Here is a 23,238-nt window from a genome sequence, read left to right as displayed (position 1 = left end):
TTTAACCGGCAAAAAAGCAAGAAACGGTAGGGCTTTTATTTTATAATGTCGGCAGTTGGCTAACCGGCTGAAAAGGCAACCAAAAACAAGTCCGTTGCCTGTGTTTGCAAAAGATTCTTCATTCATTCGAGACAAATAAACATGAAAAACCTTAATGTCGCATTGGTAAGACTGCTGCAGTTTGTGGTGTTCGCGCTGTTCACATTCATCGTATTGTTGTACTTCGGTACTTTGATTTTGTTGCCGCTGGATATAGTGGTGTTAATTACCAAAATGCTGCATATGGTAGGTATCGGTACCTTGTTCGGTGCGATTGTTGCCGTGCCGGTAGTGGCTTACATGGGCAAAATCGTTTACAGCACACCGGGCTTGATTCAAATGATCGTCGAGAATGGCATCGATTTAGCCAATACCGGCAAGCAACGGGTTGAAGCGTTCAACAAAATTGCCGAGGCGGTTAAATAGACTGCTCCACGCAATCGTAAAAAAGGGGCTTGCAAGCCCCTTTTTTGTGCCTGTCGATTTGCCGAGCATTGATTATTTTCCGAAATGGTTGCTTGGTCCGGCGGCTTGAATAATGGTATTTGGCCCGGTAAATTCCCTGGTAGCCAGCCAGATCCCCGGCGTTTATCAGCTGTCGGAATTTTTTACAGCAGCTTTTTTGCAACCAAACAAACTGGTTCAGTTGATTTTTTCGATTTCACTCTATTAGCTGCTCAAATTCTGCAAATTGGCGTATTAAGCGGCTGATGTATCGGTAAAGCGGATGGTTAGCGTAAATGGCTAAGTCGAGAAAATTTACACCTGACGGTTCGACTTTTGCTGGGTTTGGTCTGCGGCTAATAAAAGTCTTTTAAGTACATAAGCTTGTGTTCTGTGTGTATGTTTTTTGCTTAACTTTTAACGTAAAAAAATTTGTTAAATAATCCTGTAAGTATGCGTAAAGCAAGGGGAATATTATGGACGCAAAGAAATTAGATACATCAACTAAAAGCAGAAATGACGAGCACTGCGACCACCCGTCCTTAGCCAAAGAATATGTCTCCGGCGTACCCACCGGAAACTTTGTTTGCGCACAATGCGGTCGTCATCTGACTTCAATTATCAGAACATCCAAAAAGTAAATTCTGCCGATTCCGCGCATGCCTTCACCGGTGTGCGCATTCAGGATCATTCTTCCAACCTTCAATTACTTTCCGGTAACGCTAGGCTTTGGCTGGCGGAGCTTTCTTGCGGCTTGAATTTACTGTCTTTGATTGATGGCCGGCTATCCCAGGGATGCACGATGCGCCTGGCTGCAGGTTGCAAAAATCTTCAAACAGGCGCAATCTTGGAGCTGTGGTACTACGGCTATTCAGGGCGTGTGCAGCACGTTTTTCTGATTTAGCGGTATGAGCTTAATTCAACCCCACAAACAGCCAGTGCAGGTCAATGCGCACTGGCTTTTTTTGGACTATCCATTTTGAAGGAAAATGTTATGGCATATTGGTATCCCGACAATTCGCAGTCTATCGGCAAAACACCGCTGGTCAGGCTTAACCGCATTACCGACGGCGCTCAAGTCACACTATTGGCTAAAGTGGAAGGGCGTAACCCAGGATATTCGGTGAAATGCCGCATCGGCGCGGCAATGATCAACGATGCGCAACATCGCGGCCTGCTGGGACCCGGCAAAGAGTTAATCGAGCCAACCAGCGGCAATACCGGCATTGCACTGGCGTTTGTCGCCGCCGCCCGCGGCATTCCGTTGACTTTGACCATGCCGGATACCATGAGTATCGAGCGCCGCAAATTACTAGTGGCCTACGGCGCCAAACTGGTGCTGACCGAGGGCGCCAAAGGCATGAAAGGCGCCATCGCCAAGGCGGAAGAGATTGTCGCTTCCGATCCTGAGCGCTATGTACTGTTGCAGCAGTTCAAAAACCCCGCTAACCCGCAAATCCACGAGCAGACCACCGGCCCGGAAATTTGGCATGACAGCGATGGCGCGGTCGATATTTTGGTTGCCGGCGTCGGCACCGGCGGCACCATTACCGGTGTATCGCGCTACATCAAACTCACGCAAAGCAAACCCATCGTTTCTATTGCCGTGGAGCCGCAAGCTAGCCCGGTGTTGACTCAGTATCGCAGCGGCCAAGATATACAGCCTGGGCCGCATAAAATTCAGGGCATAGGGGCCGGATTTGTGCCCGATGTATTGGATTTATCCATGATCGATGCCATCGAACAAGTCAGTAATGATGAAGCGATTGAATATGCGCGGCGTTTGGCGCGGGAAGAAGGCTTGTTATCCGGAATTTCCTGCGGTGCGGCGGTCGCGGCGGCAGTGCGGGTGGCAAAACGGCCTGAAAATGTCGGCAAGACCATAGTGGTGGTACTGCCGGACTCCGGCGAGCGGTATTTGAGCTCTGCTTTATTCGAAGGCTTGTTCGATGCGCAGGGCGTGGCGGTTTGAGTCGGCGCTGAAGTTAAGGGGCAGTGGCTAAGGTTTTTGTAAAAGCTTGGCAAACTGGCTGCTGCCCCCTTTGTATTTCCGCTATATGCATTATTAGGTCGAAACATCATTTTGGCCGGTAGCTGAAATATTTCTGTATTGTGCAAAATGCGGCTGAATAATAAACAGGGAAGTCCGGTGTTCAGGGCAAAGCGGGAGGATTGAGATTGTTGACTTACCGCTATCGACCCGTTGCTGTCTGCCGCTCGATTTGAATGAATGACGGTAACTAGCTCATTAACGGCCACAAATCCTGTTGATCTACAGTAATATATTGATCAGAAAATTATCGTTTGTTAGCCCATTTGTCTGCAGATAAATGGGCTAACTATCTATTTTGTATTTGGGCCACACATGCTGTGTTACAAAGTTCCTCGCTGCGTATTGCGTCAGCGATCTAGTTCAAATGAAATAAAAGCCACACCTCCCAGTGGAGTTGCGCATTGGATGGATGTATGGCTCCCGCGTATGAGTCACTTCGCTCAGTTCGGCCTCTTCCTATTTACTGTATTCAGCCTTTACTTTACGGTCTTACCCCTTTATCAGAAGGCACTACTAGGGGCTGTTGCCGTTTCACATCGGTAACCATATAAATGCACAAGCCAGGGCGATAGCACCTTCAAAATTGCGTTTTAGTTTGTCATATCGGGTGGCAATAGCTCTAAAATGTTTCAGTCGCGCAAATACGTTTTCAACGAGGTGGCGATATTTATAGAGACACCAGTCCATTTCCTCATTCCCGACTATTGAATTTTGTTTTCTTGGGATGATGGGGACTGTGCCTTGGTCTCGAATTTGAATCCGTAACGGCTCGCTGTCATACCCTTTGTCTGCAATCATGTAGCCCGCCTGGGGGAGCTTGGCCACAAATTCCGGCGCTTCTTTGCAGTCATGTACTTCGCCCCCCGTAATCGAGAACTGGATGGGAAGTCCACCGGCATCAACCGCCATATGGATTTTGGTCGTGTTGCCTGCGACCGATTTCCCGATGGCTGTTGGATTTTCATGGGCGCCGCCGCTACTGTGTTGATGGGCTTTAATAATGCTGCCATCAATAAATAGCCATTCCAAATCAGGCTCAATCACTAGCGCTTGAAAGATACCCCTCAGCTTTTCTTGCAGTGACCAGGCATTGAAGCGCTTGTACACGGCATTCCACTTGCCAAAAGCGACGGGCAAGTCTCGCCAAGGGCAGCCAACACGCAAGCGATAAAAAATCCCTTCGACCGTTTGCCGAAGACCGGGTTTGTCGTAAATGCTGAAACTCAACATAATCGTTTTTAGCTTTTCCCAGTGGGTATCTGTAAGCAGTTGGCGTGGCATTCGCTAGTTATCGTTTGATTGAAAACTCAATCAATATGGCTCGCCAATCGATTTTCAAAGGGATTATGACAAAATGGCAACAGCCCCTAGATGAAGCGATTGCAAGGAAGGAACTTGAGTTGAAGGGCGCAACCGCGCTTCTTGAAAAGAAGTATGGGAGAATCCGCTCGTATGCAGTAAGTGAATACGTGACAAAGGCGTCGGTAACATGTTCTGACTTATCAATAAAACCTTCAGAACTGCCGCCACTTAATGCAAAAGAAACCCATCAGACACCCGATGTCGAGGGCGTCTACGAGATTGACGTTGCAAACTGTCTAAAGTCCGTGTTCGAAACAACCAAGTCATTTAAGCGAGAGCTTTCTCCTCAGGATCAAGCCTTTTTTCTAGGAGCAATCACATCTATTGGCACGCAATTGACTGAATTGCGTAACACTTCCTTTGAACAATACAAAATGGTCGATGAAACAATCTCCGAAGACAAGATAATAGCGCAGCGGAAATCGAGTTTCGCCGTTCAGTATCTTGAGCTTATGGAGGCATCCTACTCTCCAGAACGACTTAAGGAAGAACTCCGCAAAGCAGCGATCATTTTAGAGAAGTTGCGGATCGCCCATGAATACGGGGCGACTATTCGGGAGCAAGTTTTTAGCTTGCATCAGTTAACTTGGCCCAAACCCCCAATGCCTTCCTGACTTCGCTCCAACCCCGCAACTAATGTGTTCGCTATTTTAATTGGCGGCTTTCTGATCTATAGCTGCCATATATTCAAATTTTTGAACGTCGCATTATGGCCGATTGAAGCCAGATGCTTGGAAGTGCCAACCAACCCCAAATGCACATGACTGTTATCTCTTTGCTAAGTCAAAGCAAGCACCCGTTTGACTCACGGCGCGCCCAATCACCAGCGCTCCCGGTAATCATATCGGGGCATCGGCCGCGGCGGATAGCCGTAATAGTCCAGCGGCGGCCGCGCGAAATAGCGCGGCGGCGGGGGAGGGTAATAGCCCAATCTTGCCGGGCCATGCATCCTAAAATATGGCCGGTAAGCATGCCCGTGATGGTGATGATGCCGCCTATGGTGGCCATGTCCCCAATTATCTCCATGCGCCAAAGCGGTTCCGGACCATAACACGCCGATTAACAATATCGTTATAAGCCTGAACATATATCCTCCTTTGTGGGATTGTTTCAGTCGCAGCGGATTGTTCGCCTTTTTGCTTAAAAACCTCTTAATTCCGCTGCGCTGTTTGAAAGCAGAGCAGATCGAATGCCGACTTGCACATCGCTCAAACCATTGGCGCCACATTCCCGAAGCGCTTCAAATCCCGGATTTCGTACTTCTCAATTTATTTGCACCGTGTTTAAGGCAGGCTGTCCCAAAAAACCGGTTCATGCGCCTGTGGGCAGGCTGAGTAACATCGCCACATTAAAGTTTGATGAAAATGCCGATTTGAATGAACCTTGCTGGTTTGCCCGGGAATAAACGCTGCACGTAACCACGGTTTTGTCTGGTTACCGAAATTGAACCGGGCGTCAGATTATCCTCACTGGAAACTAATGGCGCCCGCATAGTGACGATGCAGCAAAAGGAATCCGGGCCATGACGCTTAGCAAGCAATCCAAAAGAATCATTGTGTATTCTCACGATACCTTCGGTCTGGGCAATATCCGGCGGATGTTGGCTATTTCTAAATCCTTGGTGGATGCCGATCCGAATGTCTCGGTTTTGATTTTGTCCGGCTCGCCGATGCTGCATGCCTTCCGGATTCCGGACCGCATCGATTACATCAAGTTGCCTTGTCTTTCGCGTAGCGTCAAAGGCGATTATTCGGTGAAGTTTCTGGATATGGAATACGCCCAATTGCTCAAACTGCGCAGCAACATCATCCGCAGCGCAGTGCTGGATTTCGACCCCGATTTGATTCTTGTCGATAAAAAGCCCTACGGCGTCAGCGACGAATTGGGCGCGGCTCTCAATCTAATGCAACGCCGCGGCCACCGCGCCAAACTGGTCTTGTTGTTGCGCGACATCCTCGACAGTCCGGAAAGCACGATACCCGTGTGGAAGAAAAACGGTTACCACGATGCCATTCAGTCCCATTACGACAAGGTGCTGGTGGTCGGTTCGCCGGAGATTTACGACATGCGCAAGGAGTACGAATTTCCCGAAGCCAGCCACGAAAAAGTCGACTTCTGTGGCTATATCGCCCGCGAACGAAGCGACAAACGCGCCGGCGAAATTCGGCAGCAAATCGGCTGTACCCAGGAACGTCTGGTGCTGGTGACCGCGGGTGGCGGTGAAGACGGTTACCAATTGCTGCACAGTTATCTGGAAGGCTTAAATCGGCAAGATCTGGGCGACAACACCATGACTCTGATGATTTGCGGCCCGGAAATGTCGGAAAGCCGCCGCCACCAGCTCGAAGTTTTGGCTCGCGGCTGTCGTAACGTGGTGATTCAGGAATTTAACACCGACATGATGGCCTGTATGGAAGCCGCTGATTTGGTGGTCAGCATGGGCGGTTATAACTCCACCTGCGAGCTATTGACCCTGCGTAAACGGGCGATTTTGGTGCCGCGCGTCAAACCTTCGCAGGAGCAATGGATACGCGCGGAACGCCTGGCCCTGCAAGGTTTGGTGCGCGCCATTCACCCCAACAATCTGACGCCCAAATTGCTGATGGATACCGTCCGCGAGGAATTGCGCCGCACCAACGTCCACCACAGCCGGATGTATCAAATCGACATGGGCGGCTTGCCGCGCATCAGCCAGTCGATCAGCGACCTGCTTTACGACTGCCCGGCAAACCTGCCGGCAACGATCAGGGCTTCGACTCGTAGCGCCAGCGCCGACTAACTCAATTTGCCGAATACATCACTCGGCGCGAGCAACGCCGAACGGCCCCTTATGGATTACACCATGCAAAACCACGACAACCAGGCGCAAGTCGCCTACATCCTCAAAGGCTTTCCGCGCACCTCGGAAACCTTTATCACCAATGAAATCCATTTATTGGAAACCTTAGGCCTCAAACTGTCGATCTTTTCGATCAAGCAACTCGAGGGCCAAAAGCACCATGCCGTGGTTGACCAGATCAAAGCGCCAGTGACTTATCTGCCGCAAGCCGACGATTTGACCGGGCGCAGCTTTTGGGTCTGGCTGAAGGAAAACCTGCCGAAATTTACGGCCAGCCACGGCCGGCTGTTCCAGAAGCGGCCAATCGCCTATCTCAGCGCTTTGCTGGAGTGTTTAAGCATGTCGATCAAGTACCGCGAAAGCTGGCTGGATTGGCCTCGCACCGTTTTCATCAAGGAATTTCTGCAAGCCGGCACTATCGCCGAAGCGGTGTCGCAGAATCCGGCCATTCGCCACCTCCACGCGCATTTCTGCCACGGCGCCACGACGGTGGCGATGTTCGCCAGCCGGATCAGCGGCCTGCCGTTCAGCTTTACCGCCCACGCCAAGGACATTTACCTAAGGGAATTGAATCCCGGCGATTTGCTGCAAATTAAAATGCGCCGCGCCAAATTTGCCGTGACCTGCACCGGCGCCAATCAGCAACATCTGGACGCCTGCAAAGGCAGCGATATTGCCGTGCACCGGATTTATCACGGCCTGGACACCGATTTGTTTGTGCCGGAGCCACGCGAGCAATCCGCCGCTGACTCTGTTCCAACCATTCTGTCAGTTGGGCGGCTGGTCGAGAAAAAAGGCTTTGATTATTTAGTCAGGGCCTGCGCAATGCTGCGCGACCGTGGTATCAAATTTAACTGTCGCATCGTCGGCGGCGCCGATAAATACGCGCAGGTGATCAAACAACTGATCGCCGAACTGGATTTACAAGATGTGATTAGTCTGCCCGGCGCAGTAACCCAGGAAGAACTGCGCGGTATTTACCAGCAAGGCAGCGTGTTTGCGCTGCCGTGTCTAGTGGTGGACAACGGCGACCGCGACGGCATTCCGAATGTCTTGGTCGAAGCGATGGCGATGGAAATGCCGGTCATCTCCACCGACATTTCCGGCATCCCTGAACTGATTCAAGACCAAGTCAACGGCCTGCTGGTGCCCGAGAAAAACGCCGCAGCCATGGCCGATGCCATCGAACGCTTATTAAAAGATCAGGCATTGCGCCAGCGCCTGGGCCAAGCCGCGCGGCAAACCGTCTGCCAGGATTTTAATTCCCGCCACACCACAGTGGCATTAAAAAAACTGTTCGACGCCTGTCTGGCCGGTGAAATGGTGGAAGCGCATGTCTGCTGTGTTGAACATTCTTAATACCGACCCGCGTCTGCAGGCGCTGGCGGCGCCGTATTGCGATATGACGCCGGTTGACTTGCTGGCGTATTTCCATAGCCGCCGGCATGTCCGCTATTTTTCGGTGATCGACGAAGAGCAAAACACCCCCGAAAAACTGGACGGCGTATTGCATAACCGCTTTGATTTCAATCACGAGACTTATCAGCTGGATGATGACTTCGACTGGCGGAGCAACCCCAGCACCGATGTCGAATGGCTGATTCTGTTGCACAAGTTTTATTATGCAGTCGGCTTGAGCCGGCGCTTTGCAGAGACCGGCGATCCGCGCTACCGCGATAAATGGCAAACGCTGACTCACAGCTGGATAAATAGCGTACCCATCGATTTTCTCTCCAGCGACGTCACCGGTCGGCGGGTGCAAAACTGGATTTTTGCCTACCGCTATTTCGTTTCGACGGCCTCGGTACCGGCCATTGATGCGCAGTTTCATCTGGATTTTCTGGCCTCGCTGCAACGGCAAGTGGCCTATCTATGCGACCACCTGACCCCGGCCCGCAATCATCGCACCCTGGAGCTTTACGCGATTTTCCTGGCGGCGGTGGTGTTTCCGGAACTGCGCAGCGCCGACGAATGGTTGAAATTTTCGATAGCCGAATTGCAACGCAACCTGCAAACCGATCTGCTGGCCGACGGCGTACATTGCGAACTATCGACCGATTACCACCACATCGTGCTGCGCAATTTTTTGGGCATTCGTCGCTTGGCGATGCTGAACGACATCGCGCTGCCGGTGGACATGGACGCAGCTATAAAAAAAGCCCTGAACTTTTGCCTGCATGCGCATAAACCCGACGGTTTTATCCCTGCCATCAGCGACGGCGACAGCACCAACTTCCTGGACTTGCTGCGCCAAGGCCATACGCTGTATCAAGATGAGTCAATGCTGTACGTCGCCACGGCCGGCCAACAAGGTCAAGCACCGGCGGAACGCTCAAAAACCTTTACCGCCAGCGGCTACAGCATTTTGCGCAGCGGCTGGGGCGATCAAGGCGAAGCGTATCAGGACGAACGCTACTTGTTTTTTGATTGCGCGCCACTGGGGGCCGGCAACCACGGTCATCTGGATTTACTGAATATCGAAATGGCGGCTTACGGCCGCTCGTTGATCGTCGATCCGGGCCGTTATACCTACGACGAATCCGGCGACACCAATTGGCGGTTGCTGTTTCGCGGCACCGGCTACCACAACACCGTGCAGGTGGACGGCAAAAACCAGACGCTTTACGCGCCGCACATTCGCAAATACAAGATTCAAGGCCCGGAACCGGCGCGCGAATTTAAATGCGCGCTGCACCGGCCGGGTTTCGATTACTTACACGGCATCGCCGCCAGCCATGAATATCCGGTGATTCACGAGCGCAAAATCCTGTTCATTGCCGGCGAATACTGGCTGATCTGTGATGTGCTGCGCGCGAAACAAAACCACGACTACGAACTGCGGTTTCATCTGGATGCGCTAGCCCTGCAACGCACGACAACCCGAGTCGATGCCGCCGGCTTGCGTGTCGATTCGCCGAATTTGCTCATGCTGCAAGCCGCGCAACCGGATACCCAACTCACGCTGGAGCAGGGTTTTGTCTCGCCCAGCTACGGCAGCAAACACCCGGCACCGGTCGTCAAGTTTGCCGCGCATGCCGCAGATTATTGCTTTTTGACCGTGCTGTTTCCTTATCAATCGACGCCGCCGCGGCTGACATTGAAACAGCTGCCGGTCAGTCAACACGACCAAACGGTGGGCAATACCGTCGCTAGCGCCCTAAGGATTCACAGTCAACAGACGCACGGGGACTATCTCGACACGCTATTTCTGGCGCATCGCGAGGGTGGCGGTTACGCGTTTTCTAATCTAAATACCGATAGCGCGTTCGTATTCCGCCGCCAGGACAGTCAGGGCCGGGTGATGGCGTGGCATACCGAATCGGCTGTGGCGGCACGGGGATAAATGATGAAACCCGAATATCCCGCGATGGATAGCACACCCTTGTCTGACAACCCAGCCTCCTATAGTCCGGCGTTATTGGTTGCGCCTTTCGCTGAGTGGTCACCCGCCGAGGTACTGGCGCATTTTCGCCAGCGCGGCGTCGACAACTACTTTCCGCTCAAACCCGGAAAAGCCAAACATGTCGCCAGCGCGGCACCTATTCTGGATAACCAATTTACCCTGAATAACGAACCCCACCGTTTAGACAGCGGATTTGACTGGCTGCATAACCCCAGCGCCGATCTGGAATGGCTGATTTTGCTGCACAAGTTTTATTATGCCCGCGATCTGGCGCTAGCTTACGACTACAGCGGCGACGAAGGTTATGCCGATAAATGGGTGGGATTGGTCGGTTCCTGGATCAAGCAAGTGCCGGACGGGTTTGTGAACAGCCAGGTGACGGGACGCCGCTTGCAACAATGGCTGCTGGCTTACCATTACTTCGTGCCGGGCCGGTACTGCCAAGCGATAAGCGCCGAATTTTTGCTGGCTTTTTTGCAATCAATACAGTCGCAGGCGCTATTTCTCAGCCGCAATCTAACCTCGGAAGGCAATCACCGCACCATCGAGCTGTCAGCGATTTTCACCATTGCAATTATATTTCCAGAACTCAGTGCCTCGGCAGAGTTACAGGCCTTTGCCCAACGCGAACTGCTGGCCAATCTAAGCCAGGATTTCCTGGCTGACGGCGTGCAAAAAGAGCTGTCCACCGACTATCACCATACGGTGTTGAAGAACTTTCTGCGGGTTCGCGAACTCGCGGATTTAAACGGCGTGACCTTGCCCGAGCCATTCGATGCCGTCATTGAAAAAGCCCTGGAATTTTCGATTTACGCCCACAAACCCGACGGCTGGCTGCCGGCCATCAACGACGGCGACGTCAACAGCTACTTGTCTCTGCTTGGTAAAGCCGAACGCTATTACCCCAGCGACGCGCTGCGCTATGTGCGCAGCCAAGGTAAGCAAGGCCAGCCGCCGGCGCAACGCTCGCGTCGGTTTGTCGACAGCGGTTACTGCATTTTGCGTAGCGACTGGGGCGAACGGCCTTATGCGGACGGCCGTTACCTGTTTTTCGATTGCGGCGATTTGGGTTTTGGCAGCCACGGCCATTACGACTTGTTAAGTTTTGAAATGGCCGCTTTCGGCCGTTCCTTGATCGTCGACCCGGGCCGGTATACCTATCACGAACACGATGGCGACGACGTCAACTGGCGGCATGCGTTTAAAGGCACCGCCGCCCACAACACAGTCATGATCGATGACAAGGATCAAATGGCCTACCAATGCCATGCACCGGTAGGCCCGCAACCCCACGCCTCGGTAGTCCGTTTTGAATCGAATCAAGGCTTTGATTTTGTCCACGGCCGGGCACTCAGCCCCCGTTACGAAGTCGATCATCAGCGCAGCATCTTCTTTGCCGAAAACGAGTACTGGATTGTCAGCGACCTGCTAAGCGGCTGCGCCAGTCATCGCTACCAACAATTTTTTCATCTGTCGCCGCCATCGTCAGCGCCAATCCAGCGACTGAACAATCGGCAAGGCCAGGGTATTTGCCTGCCTAATCTATTAATCGCGCAGGCGCCGCGTGCCGAGGTGGCGATGCACATTGAATCGGGCTGGTTTTCGCCGGAGTATGGCGTCAAACACGCCACGCCGGTGCTGAGTTTCAGCCAACAGGGTGACGGTACCCGCTGGTTTCAAACCGTGCTGTATCCCTATCGCGATGACGCGCCGGACATCCGGATCGACAGCTTGCGGGTCAGCCAGTCGCAGCATCCGGCAACGCCAATGCACGCCATGGCCTTGAGTATTAGCTTAACGACAGCTGACACGGTTTACCGCGACTGTTTTTTTGTTAGCCATCTCAATAAGCCCGCGGAATACCGCTTTGCGGATATTGTCTGCCGGGCAAAGCTGTTGTTCGTGCGCCGCAATCTGTTGGGAGAGATCGTCAGCTTGCAAGCCGATGCCGCCGAAAGTCTGAGCATTGCCGGCCGCACGCTATTAGACAGCCTCGACAAACCGGTTGTATTGAATTATCGGCAAAGCCCGACCAATCCAGCACCATCAGCAGCTTGGGAGTGCGCGGCATGAATCAAGACCCGCAATTTCCGCAGATGCCGACGGCATTGAATCCGACCTTGATGGGCCCTTTGCTAAATTGGCTGCTGGACGATGCGGATAGTCCAGCGTCCGGAAGCGGCTGGCAGATCGGCGAAAAACGTTACAAACCGGGGAAGAGCCTGTTGGTGGGGTATCGGTGGGTAGGTCAATCCGGCCATCCGCGCACCCGCTTTGCCACCGGGCGCTTATGCTCGCCTGCCGAGGTTAACCACGAGTTTGAACGGGAAATCGCCAAGCGGCCGGACTTGGCGAAAGGCGCGCTGATGCTGTTGCAACATCCGGCCATGCTGGTTTGGGCGTTTCCTTATGATCGCAAACTGCGCCATCTGCCCACGCTGCTGGACCACCAAGCAATGGCGATCCGCCTGCAAGCAGCCGACTTACTGGGCATGCCTGTAGAAGGTTTGCAATCCGAGGTGTTGCATTATCTTGCCGAGCATTCCTGCATGATTCGTTATAGCCTGCAAACTGCCGAATCAGCCCAGCCGCAGCTGCTGTACGCCAAAAATTATGCCGATGATGCGGGCCGCGAAACCTTTGCCGTCATGCGCCAGCTTGATGAGCGATATAGCTGGGGCGCCGAGGCGCTGGCTTTTGACGCGGACACGCTGACGCTTTGGCAAGCCCATCTGCCTGGTCAGGCTTTGACGTGGACGGAGTTGCAGGCGGATCGGGATGGAGTCTTGGCGGATCGGATGGGACAGTGCGTGGCGGACTTGCACGCCTGCCGTATCGATACGCCAAGACGCTACACGCAAAACGATGTGGTGCAGGGTTTGTTAGCCACGCCAACCCTGGCGGAGCAAGTTCGTCCCGAATGGGCCGGCCGTATTGCCCGCTCGGTAAACAGTTTGTTGGCACAGGCGCCGCGTCAAACATCATCTACGCTGGCAACGCTACACCACGACTTGAAACTGAATAATTTTTTGTATGACGGTCAGCGCTTGGGCTTGATCGATATGGACTGCGTATGCCTCGGCGACCCCATGCTGGATCTGGCCAGCCTGATCGCCAATCTATATTTAAACGGCATCCGCGATGCGGCCTTGATTGAATCCATCCATCCCCTGGTCAATCGCTTGGTGTTGAGTTACCAACGCCATCGCCGGGAAACACTAAGTCTGGCCGATTTACGTTGGCAGGTCGCCGCCGCGTTGATACACGAAGTGGTGCGCCGCAGTTTGCGCCAACTGGACGAAACCCGTCTCAAACAAATCAAACATTATCTGGCGCTGAGCGATATGTTCGCGGCGCGTTGTGGGCAGGCTACTGGAGCGGATGATGTATTCATCTGATCAGCCACGGCGGATTTATTTGGCTCGTCACGGCCAAAGCGAATTGAATCTGCAACAACGGATTTCCGGTCAGGCCGATGCGAAATTATCCGTCAAAGGCATGCAGCAAGCTGAAGCCTTGGCGGACGTGCTGAAACAGGAAACTCTGAGCACGATATACAGCAGCAGCCTGATCCGAGCCATACAAACCGCCACACCCACCGCTGCCTTGCAGGGCTTGCCCATCAAGACTTTGGCGGGTCTGCGGGAAATTGGCCTGGGCATCCTGGAAGGCCGGCATGTTGATGAACGCGATCCGGAAGCCAGCCGGTTATGGGCGGCACGCGAACAGGATAAATATGGCTTCAGCGTACCCGGTTGTGAAGCGTATGCGGATTTTAGCGCGCGGGTACTGAACAGCCTGCAAGCCATGTTGGCCGGCGGCGGCAAGGCGATGTTGATCGTCGCGCATCGCAACACCAACGAAATCATCTTAAACCATTTGTTGGGTGCCGATTTTGCCGGCGTAGCCCAGATCAACGTCAAAAACAAATACCTGTACGCCGTTGATTTGCACAGCACCGCGGAAGTGATGACGATACGCCTGGGCGGCGAACAGCATGGCCGGCGCTATGCGGGGTTGCGCACATGATTAACCCCTTGGCGCAATTTGCCCCCTTGCTGGATGGCGATCTGATGGCCACCGCGCTGCAACAGCATTTGCCCGAGTGCCGGTCTGGCGACTGGCAAGTGACCGGCTGCGAGATTCAGCATCCGCGTTACAAGACCTATCGGCTTGCAGAAAACCGCGAGCGCTCGTTTTTATCGCTGGTTTACCATCTGCGCGGCCGCCACCCAGATGAAACGATCGCCGAGCAGCGCATACTTTACGCCCGAGCCTATATAGGCAAACGCAGCCAGCAAGCCTTCGCCGAAGCGCAAGCCAACGGCGAACGGGCGATACATCTGGCCGAACTGGGCATGATCGGCTGGCGTTTTCCGAACGATCCGGCGATGCCCTGGCTGGCGGACTTGGTGGATAGCCGGCAGATTCCCGAATTGGGCCAACGGCGATTGTCGGCTATCGAGATCGTCAATTACCGTCCGGAAATTCGCTGCACGGCGCGTTATCGCTTCGCCGCCAGCGAAACTGAACCGGCGCGGGTGGTTTATGGCAAAACGTATGCCGATGAACAAGGTCGGGCGGTCTATACCAACCTGCGGGCGCTGCAACGCCAATCGGCCGTAGCCTTTGTCATGCCTGAAGCCTTAGCTTACGACGCCGATCGCCACACTTTATGGTTAGAAGGCTTGCAGGGCCACATGCTAACCGAGTTGGATTTTACAGTCGATGTCGCAGAGAAAATCCCGGCCTTAGCTAACGCACTTGCCGCTTTTCACCAAGTCACACCACCGCCGCTGCCGGTCATCACCTCGCAGCAACAGCTAAAAGAGTGGCTCAAGAAAGCCGATAAATTGAGCCATGCCTATCCCACCATTCAACCGGCGCTGACTGGGTTACTCAACGAGTTACGCCAAGATTGCCCAGAGTTTGAAGTGTTAGGCCTGATCCACGGCGATTTTCATATCGATCAATTATTGGTGTTGGCGGACGGCCGCTTGGCGCTGTTCGATTACGACGAATTGGCGCTGGGCGACTCGTTGCAGGATTTGGCCAATTTCGCGGCGGATTTATACAACTATCCCTATCCGATTGCCTTGATAGACCTGCTCGTTCAAACACTGTTTACAGCCTACTCAGCCGCCAGCCCCAACCCAACCGACCCGCAACGCTTTGCCTGGCATCTGCGAGGCCAGTTACTCACCCGCGCTTACCGTTGCTTCATCCAGCAAAAACCCGCGGCGCCGCAACGGGTCGCTGATTTTATTGCGCTGGCTTTGCGTCCCTGGCCGCTGGCCGACTGAATTCACCGGAAAAACCGTTCATGACCAACCCCACTCAATCGAACAGCCGCTTCAGACAAATCGTGTGGGCGCATCTGCGCCGGGTTCGCGGCAGTATCGTCGCGGCGATTGTCTGCATTCTGGGTTCGACACTGACCAGCCTGATCGTGCCTTGGCCGATGAAGCTGATCTTTGACCATGTGTTGCTGAATCATCCGTTGCCGGCCCATCTGGCCGCCGCGCAACCGCTGTTGCACGGCGGCAGCGAACAAGCGTTGTGGTTACTCTGCGGCATCATGGTGCTGATTGCCCTGTGCAAAGGCTTGTTTTCCTACTATCAGTTGTTTCTGACCTCGCGCATAGGCTATTTGCTGGTCTACACCTTGCGCAGCGAGTTGTTCGACCATTTGCAACGCCTGTCGCTGGCATTTCACAGCCGCACCCCGTCCGGCGAGTTGCTGAACAAACTGACCAGCGACACCAACACCTTGAAGGACGTCTACGCCGATTCGGCCTTGACCTTCACCACCCACGTGCTGACCGTATTGGGCATGTTCGCGATCATGTTCAGCCTGAGCGTGAAACTGAGTTTGATCGTGCTGGCCAGTTTCCCGCTGCTGTGTCTGGCTATCGTGCTGATTTACCGTCGAGTCAAGCGCTCGGCGCGCAAGCAACGCCATAATGAAGGCCGCTTGGCGTCGCGGGTCAGCGAACTGTTGAACGCGGTGCCGCTGGTGCAAACCTACGGCATGGAAGATGTCGAGCGCGAGCGTTTCGATGTGGAAAGCAGCCAGTCGATGACCGAAAGCGTGCGTACCGCGCGCATCGAGGCCGGGGCGACACGGATGATCGAAATCATCAGCGCCATCGGCACCGGTATCGTGGTGCTATTTGGCTGTTTGCAAGTGTTCGACGGGGTGCTGACGCCAGGGGATGTGCTGGTGTTCAGCTCGTACATCGCCCAAATGTATCAACCGATTCGGCAAATCACCCGCTTGGCCACCCGTTTTTCCAAGGCCAGCGTCAGCATCGAACGCATCAGCGAAATTCTGGATACCGAGCCGGACATTCAGGACCCACCGGATGCCATAGTGCCCAGCGGCTTGCGCGGCGAAATCGAGTTTAGCAATGTTTCGTTCGGCTATCCGACCGGCAAACCCATCCTGCGGGATGTTTCGTTTCATATTCAGCCGGGCGAACGGGTGGCATTGGTTGGCGCTTCCGGGGCCGGCAAATCCACCATCGCCCGCTTGCTGATTCGACTTTACGATTCGCAACAGGGCGTTGTGCGCATCGACGGCATCGAAGTTGATCGTTACCAGCGGACCGCGTTGCGCCGGGAAATCGGTGTGGTATTGCAGGATTCGATACTGTTCGGCACCAGCATTCGCGAGAACATCGGCTACGGCAGCCCGGATGCCACGATTGACGACATCGAAGCCGCCGCGCGTCTGGTGCACGCCGACGAATTCATCCGCAATCTACCGAACGGTTACGACACGGTGTTGGGCGAGAGCGGCGGCAATCTGTCCGGCGGCCAAAAACAACGCTTGTGTCTGGCGCGGGCCTTGTTGCGCCAATCTTCGATTCTGATTTTGGACGAGCCGACTTCGGCGGTGGATGCCCAGTCTCAAGCACTGATCCGCGATGCCATTGATCAGCTGCACGGCGGCAAAACCGTGCTGGTGATTGCCCATCAATTTCACACCATCCGCCATTTCGACCGGATTTTAGTGTTGAAGCAAGGCGTGATTGTCGAGCAAGGCAGTCATGAAGCCTTGATGCAGATGGGCGGCCATTATCACGAACTGTATAAACTTCAACACGGATTGCGTGCCGCATGAACCACTACAAACCGCGCTTATTGCTGTATTGCCAGCATTCACTGGGCATGGGCCATTGGGTCCGAGCCATGACTTTGGCCAATGCCTTGAGCCGCGAATTTCGGGTGACATTTCTGAACGGCGGTCGCGCTCCCGATCATCAGACAACTGCTGGCGACCTGGATATGTTGAATCTGCCGCCGCTGGGCATGGGCGAGGATCATCAATTGTATAGTCAGGATGACCGTTACAGCGTCGAAGAAGCGCTGACCGCTCGCAAGCAAATAATTTTGGATGAGTACGCAATGCTCAGACCCAAAGTGGTATTGATTGAGCTGTTCCCGTTCGGCCGCAAGAAATTGGCCGGCGAGTTGCTGCCGCTGTTAAAGGCTGCCCGCCGGGATAAGCAGGACCGGCCGCTGGTTTTGTGCAGTCTGCGCGACATCATGGTCAGCGCTCGCAAGGATCAAAGCCGCCATGACGAACGCGCCCGCTGGATTACCGACCGCTATTTCGACGGCCTGCTGGTGCATGCCGATCCCAGGTTTGCCCGTTTGGAAGACAGTTTTAAGCCGCGCCATCCCTTGCAAACTCCGCTGCTGTACACAGGTTTTGTCGCTCCCGGTCGCGTGCCGCCTGAGGTCAAACCGCCACGGCGCGGAGTGTTGGTGTCGGCTGGTGGCGGCATGGTCGGTGCGCCGTTGTTTCAAGCAGCGCTTCAGGCTCATGCCATCAATTGGGCTAAGGAAAAGCTGCCGATGACCATCGTCGCCGGGCCGTTTTTACCGGAAGCGGATTGGCAGGTTTTAGTGACGCAGGCCCAAGGTATTGAGGGTTTGACATTAGTGTGCTCGGTACCGGCCATACAGCCTTTGTTGGAGGCGCACAGTCTGTCGGTGAGCCAATGTGGTTACAACACGGTGATGGACATTCTGGAATCGCGTACCCCAGCGCTGGTGGTGCCGTTCGTGCGCGGTCAGGAAGACGAGCAGATTCAGCGGGCGCGGAAGTTAGCCGAATTGGGCTTGGTCGAAATGCTGAATCCAGCCGAACTGACCGGCCAACGCTTGGCCGAGCGGATTTTGCAGTTAAGGGATTTTTACCCCAATCCCGCCGGCCTCGATTTGGCTGGGGCCGATACCACCGTACGCCTGATTCAGGACTTGCGGGCCAGCAAAAACGACTCTATCCCAGAAGCTCAATCAAAGGAGTATGCCCATGCTTGCTGATTGGCTCAGACCTGTGCGTATGGCCTTGGATGACCGAGAACAAGCCATCCAGATTTTCTTTCGCGACGACGACGCTGGTTGGGATGATGACCGACTTTATGCCTTGCTGGACTGCTTTCGGGATTGCCATACGCCCATCGATCTTGCGGTGATTCCCGATGCTCTTAGCCAGTCGCTGGCGGACTCGCTGCTGGGGTGTTGGCGGCGAAATCCGTTTCTGTTGGGCGTACATCAACATGGATGCAGCCATCAAAACCATGAAAACCACGGCCGCAAATGCGAATTCGGCATCAGTCGTAGCGAAGAGCAGCAATTTAAGGATTTATTGGCTGGCAAACACCAGCTTGAGTGCCTGTTCGGGTCGGCGCTGGACAGCATCTTCACGCCGCCTTGGAACCGCTGCAGCCAAACCACGGCTGATAGCCTGATCAAACTGGGTTTCCAAGCCCTGTCGCGCAACCTAGGCGCCGCGCCGCTGTATACCGGAAGATTACGGGAAATTCCGGTGGCTATTGATTGGTGCGGGATCAGAATCAAATCCGCTCAGCCCTGGATGGCGCTGGGCCAAGCCATCGCAGAGGCGTTGCATCCGTCGCACCCGCTACCACTGGGCATTATGTTGCACCATGCCGTGATGGACGGTGACGACCTTGAGCATCTGCAAGCCTTATTGCAGTTATTCCGCGGACATCCCAATACGCGCTGCCGCTTGATGCGTGAATTTTTACGTCCCGCAGACGTTGTCGATATGGCGACCCGTGCTTTGGCGCTTGATTCCCCGGTCAAGCCGTTGACGCCCTTCGGCCTCGCCTCGGATAAACCCATCCACTGATTTTCGTTCCACTGATGAGCTCCAAACCCTTCAAAATAACAACAATTAAGTCGGCCCTGCTGGCCGGCGGCGCCTTGCTCAGCCTGTCTGTGTTTGCCGACGCGAGTCTCCAACAAGCAGGGGCTTCCGCAAAACGCGCAGACAACGCCTTCCGCCAGGATAACGGCGATACCGTCAGAAAAGAGCCGCTACGTATCAACCCCGGCGACAAACGGCCGGCAGACCAGTTCAAGGTCGATGTGTTCGGTCACCCGCTGACTATCGGCGGCGCTTACGAACTGGAACCGCGCTACGTGGAAGACCGGCGGCTGGACCCGCGCCGCGATGACGACGTGGCCAACGTTTATCAAGATTTAAAGCTGGAGTTGTTTTACCAGTGGTCGAAATCGCTATCGTTTTTTGTGCAGTCCGATGTGTATTACGATCCGGAGGTGTATACCGAAAGCGGTCTTGACCAATACGAGGCCGGCATCAAACTAACTCAGGCCTGGCTGTTTATTCACCAAATCCTGGATTCGGGTTTTAGTCTGCAATTGGGCCGGCAACGTATTGCCGATAAGCGCCAATGGTGGTGGAACGACGAACTGGACGCGGCGCGGCTTTATTTCGGCGAAGACACGCTGTTCGCCGAGTTGGCGATTGCCAAGGAGTTGGGCTCCAAGCAGTCGGATCAGGATTTTATCGATCCGCTCAGCGACCGGGTGGTGCGGTTGATGGGCGATATGGTCTGGCAATGGGACCCGAAGCAAAACTTGTCCTTGTTTTTTCTCAGTCAGTTCGACAATTCCGACAACCAACGCCCCGGCGATTTGATCCGCGCCAATCGTAAAGACGCCAGCGACGGCGATTTAAATTGGTTCGGCGGCCGGGCGATGGGCAAATTCAAAATCGAACATGTCGGTAAAATCGGCTATTGGCTGGATTCAGCGTTGGTATTCGGTGAAGAGACCACCCAGACCTTTACCGATATCAACAGCAATTTCTCAAGGGTCAGAGCGCAAACGCCGCGGCATGTCGCAGCCTGGGGTATGGACGCCGGCATCACTTGGTACAGTAACTTGTTCCTGGAACCTTATCTGACCGTGGGCTATGCCTACGGCTCCGGCGACACCAATCCCAACGACGGTACCGATAGTGCTTATCGGCAATCCGGAATCCATAACAACAAGATTAAATTATCCGGCAGCCAGCGCTTTCGTTATTACGGTGAGTTATTTCGGCCGGAATTATCGAATTTGAACATCATGACTGCGGCGCTGGGCTTTCCGATCTCCGAGCAAAGCTCTATCGATTTGCTTTACCACCACTACGAACAGGCCACGCCGTCGTCGGTGATTCGCGATTCGCGAATTCGCGCCACGCCCAACGGCCGCAGCGGCACGCTGGGCGACGAGTTCGATTTGGTATTGTCCCTGGACGAATGGAAACATTTGCAGGTGCAATTTGCCGGTTCTGTCTTCATGGCCGGTCCGGCTTTTGGCGCGTTGGAAGGCAATAATTCCTTTCAGCTCGATTTGACCTTCAAATACAGCTTTTAGCGGCTTGTTTGCCATGCGCGCAAAGCGCCGCAAAATTCTGTTTTATTGCCAAAGCCTGGTTGGCCTGGGGCATTTGACCAGCAGCCTTCTGGTGATCCGTGAGTTATCGGCTTACGCCGATGTGGACTTGATCCACGGCGGCCAAGGCCTACAGCAGATGCCGGAATTGCCGGGATTTCGGCATCTGCGTTTGCCGACCATTTTGATCGATAGCACCAACGACGAACTTTATGCGCCGGACAGCGATGAGCCCATCGAACGTATCTGGGCCAAACGCGCGGCGGCTATCGAGCAGTTTGTAAACTGGCCTTACGATGCGGTAATGGTCGAATTTTTCCCGTTCGGCCGGCGCCGCTTGAAACAAGAGATTCTGGGTTTATTTGCCAAGGTCAGACAGCGCTGCGGGGCGATTCCGATTTTTTGTTTTGTCCGGGAAATCTTGGTGCCGGCGCCGCTGGACGCAGAAAGGCGCATGGTCAAACTGGTGCGGGAGCATATCCATACCGTGTTTGTGCGCGGCGATCCGAATATTGTCCGCTTCGAGGAAACCTTTAGCCTGACCACCGAAATTGCCGACCGTTTGGTTTACGTGGGCTACGTCAGCCCGCCACCGCCAACAAGCTGGCCAGTACGACGAAACCGGATAGTGGTCAGCCAGGGCGGCGGCGAAATCGGTAAATCGCTGTTGCGCGCCGCGATCCGGACCGCGCCGCTGCTGCCGGAATATCAGTTTTTAGTGATTACCAGCTCCCGAGCTTCGGCAACGGAAATCGCTGAATTGCAAGCTTTGGTCGCCAGCCCGAATGTACAAGTCGTCTCGTTCTTGCACAACTTCCAGGAAAATTTACAAGCCGCCGCGTTGTCGATCAGCCTGGGCGGAGATAATACCTTGATGGACGTGATCAGCACCCGCACGCCGGCGTTGGCGTATCCTTACGCCGGCAATAGCGAGCAAGGTTTGCGGATCGAGAAACTGGCCGCTAAGGGCTTTGTGTTGCCGTTGACGGAAATGGATCTGGTGCCCGAGAGGCTAAGTACCAAGATAATGGAAACGATAAACCAAACTTATCCGCAACAGGCCATAGCGATTAACGGCGCGGCAGAGATTGGTCGGCGAATAAGGGCGATTCTTGACTGTGGATTTTGTAAAGACTAGTGCGTGCGTTCCGGAGAGGCGAGGGCGGTGCTCGAATCCAGCAAATTGGCGGTCGATGCGTCGTTCCCCAGCCGGCGTTTGATGTCCGCCGTTTTCCAGTTCGGATGCAATTGCAACAGCAAAGCGGCCATGCCGGCCACGTGCGGCGTGGCGAAGGAACTGCCGTTCATAAAGTCGTAGGCTTGGTGCGGCACGGTGGTCAGAATGTCTTTACCAGGCGCGGCGATGTGCTGGTGGTTGCCGTTGTTTTCCTGACCAACGGCTATCACACCGGCGATGTTGGCCGGGAAACCACCGCTTTGGTCCTGGCTAGGGACTGCCGCAACCACGATAATGCCTTTGGTCAACGCTTTCTCGATTAACTGCTGCACTAAAGGATCTTCGGGGCCGCTCAGGCTTAGATTGATGATATGGCTATTCATTCTGATAGCTTGATTTAAGGCCAAAGCCAAGGTAAAGCTGTTGCAATGTGCCGCCAACGAGTTGGGTTTCTCCGGCCAGCAGGCTCGAAATGCCAAGATTTCCGCCTCGGGGGCGATACCGGCTATGCCTATGCCGTTGTTGGGATGAGCGGATAATACGCCGGCTACCGCCGTACCGTGAATATCGGCCAAATTATGATCGCTGGGTTCCGGTGCGGTGTTTTCCGAATACTTGATCCGGCCTCGTAAGTCCGGGTGCTCGGTATCTACGCCGGTATCAATCACTGCAATGCGCACGCCCCGGCCGGTGGTGGTGCGGTGTAAATCGGCTATGCCGAGGGCGTTGAATCCGGTTTGTAAATGCAGATAAGGGTCGCTGTAGGTTTGAGTCGGCGCAGCTTGTTTACCCAATACCTGAAAACTATGCATTTGCTGGACGGACGACACGTCCCTGTCCTGTTGCAACTCCGCTATTGCCTGTTGCACGGGCAGGGTGTCCGGTACCTCGTATACCACGCAGCTGACGCCCAATGTGGTCACCGGCCACTGCGCGACGAACTGCAAATGATGGCGCTCGGCCAGTTCCTGCGCAATATGTTCGCTCCAGCCGGAATTGCCATATTGACCCCGCAAACGATAACCGTCCAAGCTGTTGGCCGGCAACGCGCGGTCAATGCTGCGGTCGGTAAAGGTGACCAGCAGACGCCGCTCTTCCGCAGTGTTGCTGTCGCCCAGCCGCGATAAATCGCTGGTACTCGCGCAGGCGCTAAGCAGCCCGATCAAGCAAATAAACAGATTTAAGCGCACTAATTTCAT

19 protein-coding genes are annotated in these 23,238 nt (G+C 54.4%); 17 read left to right on the top strand and 2 right to left on the bottom strand.

Annotated features, from left to right (window positions below):
• Window positions 1-141: 141 nt before the first annotated feature.
• The 4 genes from ACR02O_RS16360 to cysK all read left to right on the top strand — a co-directional run bounded on the left by ACR02O_RS16360 (window position 142) and on the right by cysK (window position 2,455).
• A complete protein-coding gene (locus ACR02O_RS16360; RefSeq protein WP_033158040.1) occupies window positions 142-465 on the top strand; it encodes a hypothetical protein in 324 nt (107 codons plus the stop codon).
• A gap of 84 nt (window positions 466-549) precedes the next feature.
• Window positions 550-750 (top strand): hypothetical protein, encoded by a 201-nt coding sequence (locus ACR02O_RS16355; protein WP_494522018.1) that lies wholly within the window; start codon window positions 550-552, stop codon window positions 748-750.
• Between the two features lie 319 nt (window positions 751-1,069).
• Window positions 1,070-1,387: a hypothetical protein gene (locus ACR02O_RS16350; RefSeq protein WP_494522017.1), complete on the top strand. Its 318-nt coding sequence runs from the start codon at window positions 1,070-1,072 to the stop codon at window positions 1,385-1,387.
• 90 nt (window positions 1,388-1,477) lie between these two features.
• On the top strand, window positions 1,478-2,455 hold the full coding sequence (cysK, locus tag ACR02O_RS16345; RefSeq protein ID WP_494522016.1) for a cysteine synthase A: 978 nt from the start codon (window positions 1,478-1,480) through the stop codon (window positions 2,453-2,455).
• A 612-nt stretch (window positions 2,456-3,067) separates the two neighbouring features.
• Here cysK and ACR02O_RS16340 read toward each other — a convergent pair.
• Window positions 3,068-3,817 (bottom strand): IS5 family transposase, encoded by a 750-nt coding sequence (locus ACR02O_RS16340; protein WP_129871393.1) that lies wholly within the window; start codon window positions 3,815-3,817, stop codon window positions 3,068-3,070.
• Here ACR02O_RS16340 and ACR02O_RS16335 point away from each other — a divergent pair.
• The 13 genes from ACR02O_RS16335 (at window position 3,811) to ACR02O_RS16275 (ending at window position 22,000) form a co-directional block, all read left to right on the top strand.
• The gene (locus tag ACR02O_RS16335) at window positions 3,811-4,512 is read left to right on the top strand and encodes a hypothetical protein (RefSeq protein WP_494522015.1); all 702 of its coding nucleotides are present in this window, start codon (window positions 3,811-3,813) and stop codon (window positions 4,510-4,512) included. The two genes, ACR02O_RS16340 and ACR02O_RS16335, sit on opposite strands and share 7 nt — an antisense overlap.
• 908 nt (window positions 4,513-5,420) lie before the next feature.
• Entirely contained in the window at window positions 5,421-6,677 is a 1,257-nt protein-coding gene (locus ACR02O_RS16330; RefSeq protein ID WP_415878462.1) for a glycosyltransferase family protein, read from the top strand.
• Window positions 6,678-6,740: 63 nt separating this feature from the next.
• A complete protein-coding gene (locus ACR02O_RS16325; protein ID WP_494522014.1) occupies window positions 6,741-8,096 on the top strand; it encodes a glycosyltransferase family 4 protein in 1,356 nt (451 codons plus the stop codon).
• Window positions 8,071-10,080 (top strand): alginate lyase family protein, encoded by a 2,010-nt coding sequence (locus ACR02O_RS16320; protein WP_494522013.1) that lies wholly within the window; start codon window positions 8,071-8,073, stop codon window positions 10,078-10,080. Before ACR02O_RS16325 ends, ACR02O_RS16320 begins: the two co-directional genes overlap by 26 nt.
• On the top strand, window positions 10,081-12,213 hold the full coding sequence (locus ACR02O_RS16315; protein WP_494522012.1) for an alginate lyase family protein: 2,133 nt from the start codon (window positions 10,081-10,083) through the stop codon (window positions 12,211-12,213). It begins immediately after the preceding gene.
• Window positions 12,210-13,538 carry a phosphotransferase family protein gene (locus tag ACR02O_RS16310; RefSeq protein WP_494522011.1) on the top strand — a complete coding sequence of 443 codons (1,329 nt, stop codon included), beginning with the start codon at window positions 12,210-12,212 and terminating at the stop codon, window positions 13,536-13,538. The genes ACR02O_RS16315 and ACR02O_RS16310 overlap by 4 nt, the downstream gene beginning before the upstream one ends.
• The gene (locus tag ACR02O_RS16305; protein WP_458137775.1) at window positions 13,522-14,169 is read left to right on the top strand and encodes a histidine phosphatase family protein; all 648 of its coding nucleotides are present in this window, start codon (window positions 13,522-13,524) and stop codon (window positions 14,167-14,169) included. The genes ACR02O_RS16310 and ACR02O_RS16305 overlap by 17 nt, the downstream gene beginning before the upstream one ends.
• The gene (locus tag ACR02O_RS16300; RefSeq protein WP_494522010.1) at window positions 14,166-15,443 is read left to right on the top strand and encodes a phosphotransferase family protein; all 1,278 of its coding nucleotides are present in this window, start codon (window positions 14,166-14,168) and stop codon (window positions 15,441-15,443) included. The genes ACR02O_RS16305 and ACR02O_RS16300 overlap by 4 nt, the downstream gene beginning before the upstream one ends.
• A gap of 20 nt (window positions 15,444-15,463) precedes the next feature.
• Window positions 15,464-17,266, top strand: coding sequence for an ABC transporter ATP-binding protein (locus tag ACR02O_RS16295; RefSeq protein WP_494522009.1), 1,803 nt, complete (start codon window positions 15,464-15,466; stop codon window positions 17,264-17,266).
• Entirely contained in the window at window positions 17,263-18,474 is a 1,212-nt protein-coding gene (locus ACR02O_RS16290) for a glycosyltransferase family protein (protein ID WP_458137772.1), read from the top strand. The genes ACR02O_RS16295 and ACR02O_RS16290 overlap by 4 nt, the downstream gene beginning before the upstream one ends.
• On the top strand, window positions 18,464-19,306 hold the full coding sequence (locus ACR02O_RS16285; RefSeq protein ID WP_458137771.1) for a polysaccharide deacetylase family protein: 843 nt from the start codon (window positions 18,464-18,466) through the stop codon (window positions 19,304-19,306). Before ACR02O_RS16290 ends, ACR02O_RS16285 begins: the two co-directional genes overlap by 11 nt.
• A gap of 14 nt (window positions 19,307-19,320) precedes the next feature.
• Window positions 19,321-20,844: an alginate export family protein gene (locus ACR02O_RS16280; protein WP_458137770.1), complete on the top strand. Its 1,524-nt coding sequence runs from the start codon at window positions 19,321-19,323 to the stop codon at window positions 20,842-20,844.
• A 13-nt stretch (window positions 20,845-20,857) separates the two neighbouring features.
• Window positions 20,858-22,000: a glycosyltransferase family protein gene (locus ACR02O_RS16275; RefSeq protein WP_458137769.1), complete on the top strand. Its 1,143-nt coding sequence runs from the start codon at window positions 20,858-20,860 to the stop codon at window positions 21,998-22,000.
• Here the strand turns inward: ACR02O_RS16275 and ACR02O_RS16270 are convergent.
• Window positions 21,997-23,238: a S8 family peptidase gene (locus ACR02O_RS16270; protein WP_458137768.1), complete on the bottom strand. Its 1,242-nt coding sequence runs from the start codon at window positions 23,236-23,238 to the stop codon at window positions 21,997-21,999. The two genes, ACR02O_RS16275 and ACR02O_RS16270, sit on opposite strands and share 4 nt — an antisense overlap.

It is taken from the genome of Methylomonas sp. PHL2-19 (assembly GCF_059331595.1).
The sequence above is the reverse complement of the archived record's forward strand: the minus strand, read 5'-3'. Positions and strand labels throughout refer to the sequence as shown.

Coding starts and splice junctions, on each gene's coding strand:
- ACR02O_RS16290 (WP_458137772.1), top strand. CDS start 17,263: ATGAACCACTACAAACCGCGCTTATTGCTGTATTGCCAGCATTCACTG.
- ACR02O_RS16305 (WP_458137775.1), top strand. CDS start 13,522: ATGATGTATTCATCTGATCAGCCACGGCGGATTTATTTGGCTCGTCAC.
- ACR02O_RS16330 (WP_415878462.1), top strand. CDS start 5,421: ATGACGCTTAGCAAGCAATCCAAAAGAATCATTGTGTATTCTCACGAT.
- cysK (WP_494522016.1), top strand. CDS start 1,478: ATGGCATATTGGTATCCCGACAATTCGCAGTCTATCGGCAAAACACCG.
- ACR02O_RS16295 (WP_494522009.1), top strand. CDS start 15,464: ATGACCAACCCCACTCAATCGAACAGCCGCTTCAGACAAATCGTGTGG.
- ACR02O_RS16300 (WP_494522010.1), top strand. CDS start 14,166: ATGATTAACCCCTTGGCGCAATTTGCCCCCTTGCTGGATGGCGATCTG.
- ACR02O_RS16325 (WP_494522014.1), top strand. CDS start 6,741: ATGCAAAACCACGACAACCAGGCGCAAGTCGCCTACATCCTCAAAGGC.
- ACR02O_RS16360 (WP_033158040.1), top strand. CDS start 142: ATGAAAAACCTTAATGTCGCATTGGTAAGACTGCTGCAGTTTGTGGTG.
- ACR02O_RS16275 (WP_458137769.1), top strand. CDS start 20,858: ATGCGCGCAAAGCGCCGCAAAATTCTGTTTTATTGCCAAAGCCTGGTT.
- ACR02O_RS16280 (WP_458137770.1), top strand. CDS start 19,321: ATGAGCTCCAAACCCTTCAAAATAACAACAATTAAGTCGGCCCTGCTG.
- ACR02O_RS16285 (WP_458137771.1), top strand. CDS start 18,464: ATGCTTGCTGATTGGCTCAGACCTGTGCGTATGGCCTTGGATGACCGA.
- ACR02O_RS16310 (WP_494522011.1), top strand. CDS start 12,210: ATGAATCAAGACCCGCAATTTCCGCAGATGCCGACGGCATTGAATCCG.
- ACR02O_RS16320 (WP_494522013.1), top strand. CDS start 8,071: ATGTCTGCTGTGTTGAACATTCTTAATACCGACCCGCGTCTGCAGGCG.
- ACR02O_RS16270 (WP_458137768.1), bottom strand. CDS start 23,238: ATGAAATTAGTGCGCTTAAATCTGTTTATTTGCTTGATCGGGCTGCTT.
- ACR02O_RS16315 (WP_494522012.1), top strand. CDS start 10,081: ATGATGAAACCCGAATATCCCGCGATGGATAGCACACCCTTGTCTGAC.
- ACR02O_RS16340 (WP_129871393.1), bottom strand. CDS start 3,817: ATGCCACGCCAACTGCTTACAGATACCCACTGGGAAAAGCTAAAAACG.
- ACR02O_RS16355 (WP_494522018.1), top strand. CDS start 550: ATGGTTGCTTGGTCCGGCGGCTTGAATAATGGTATTTGGCCCGGTAAA.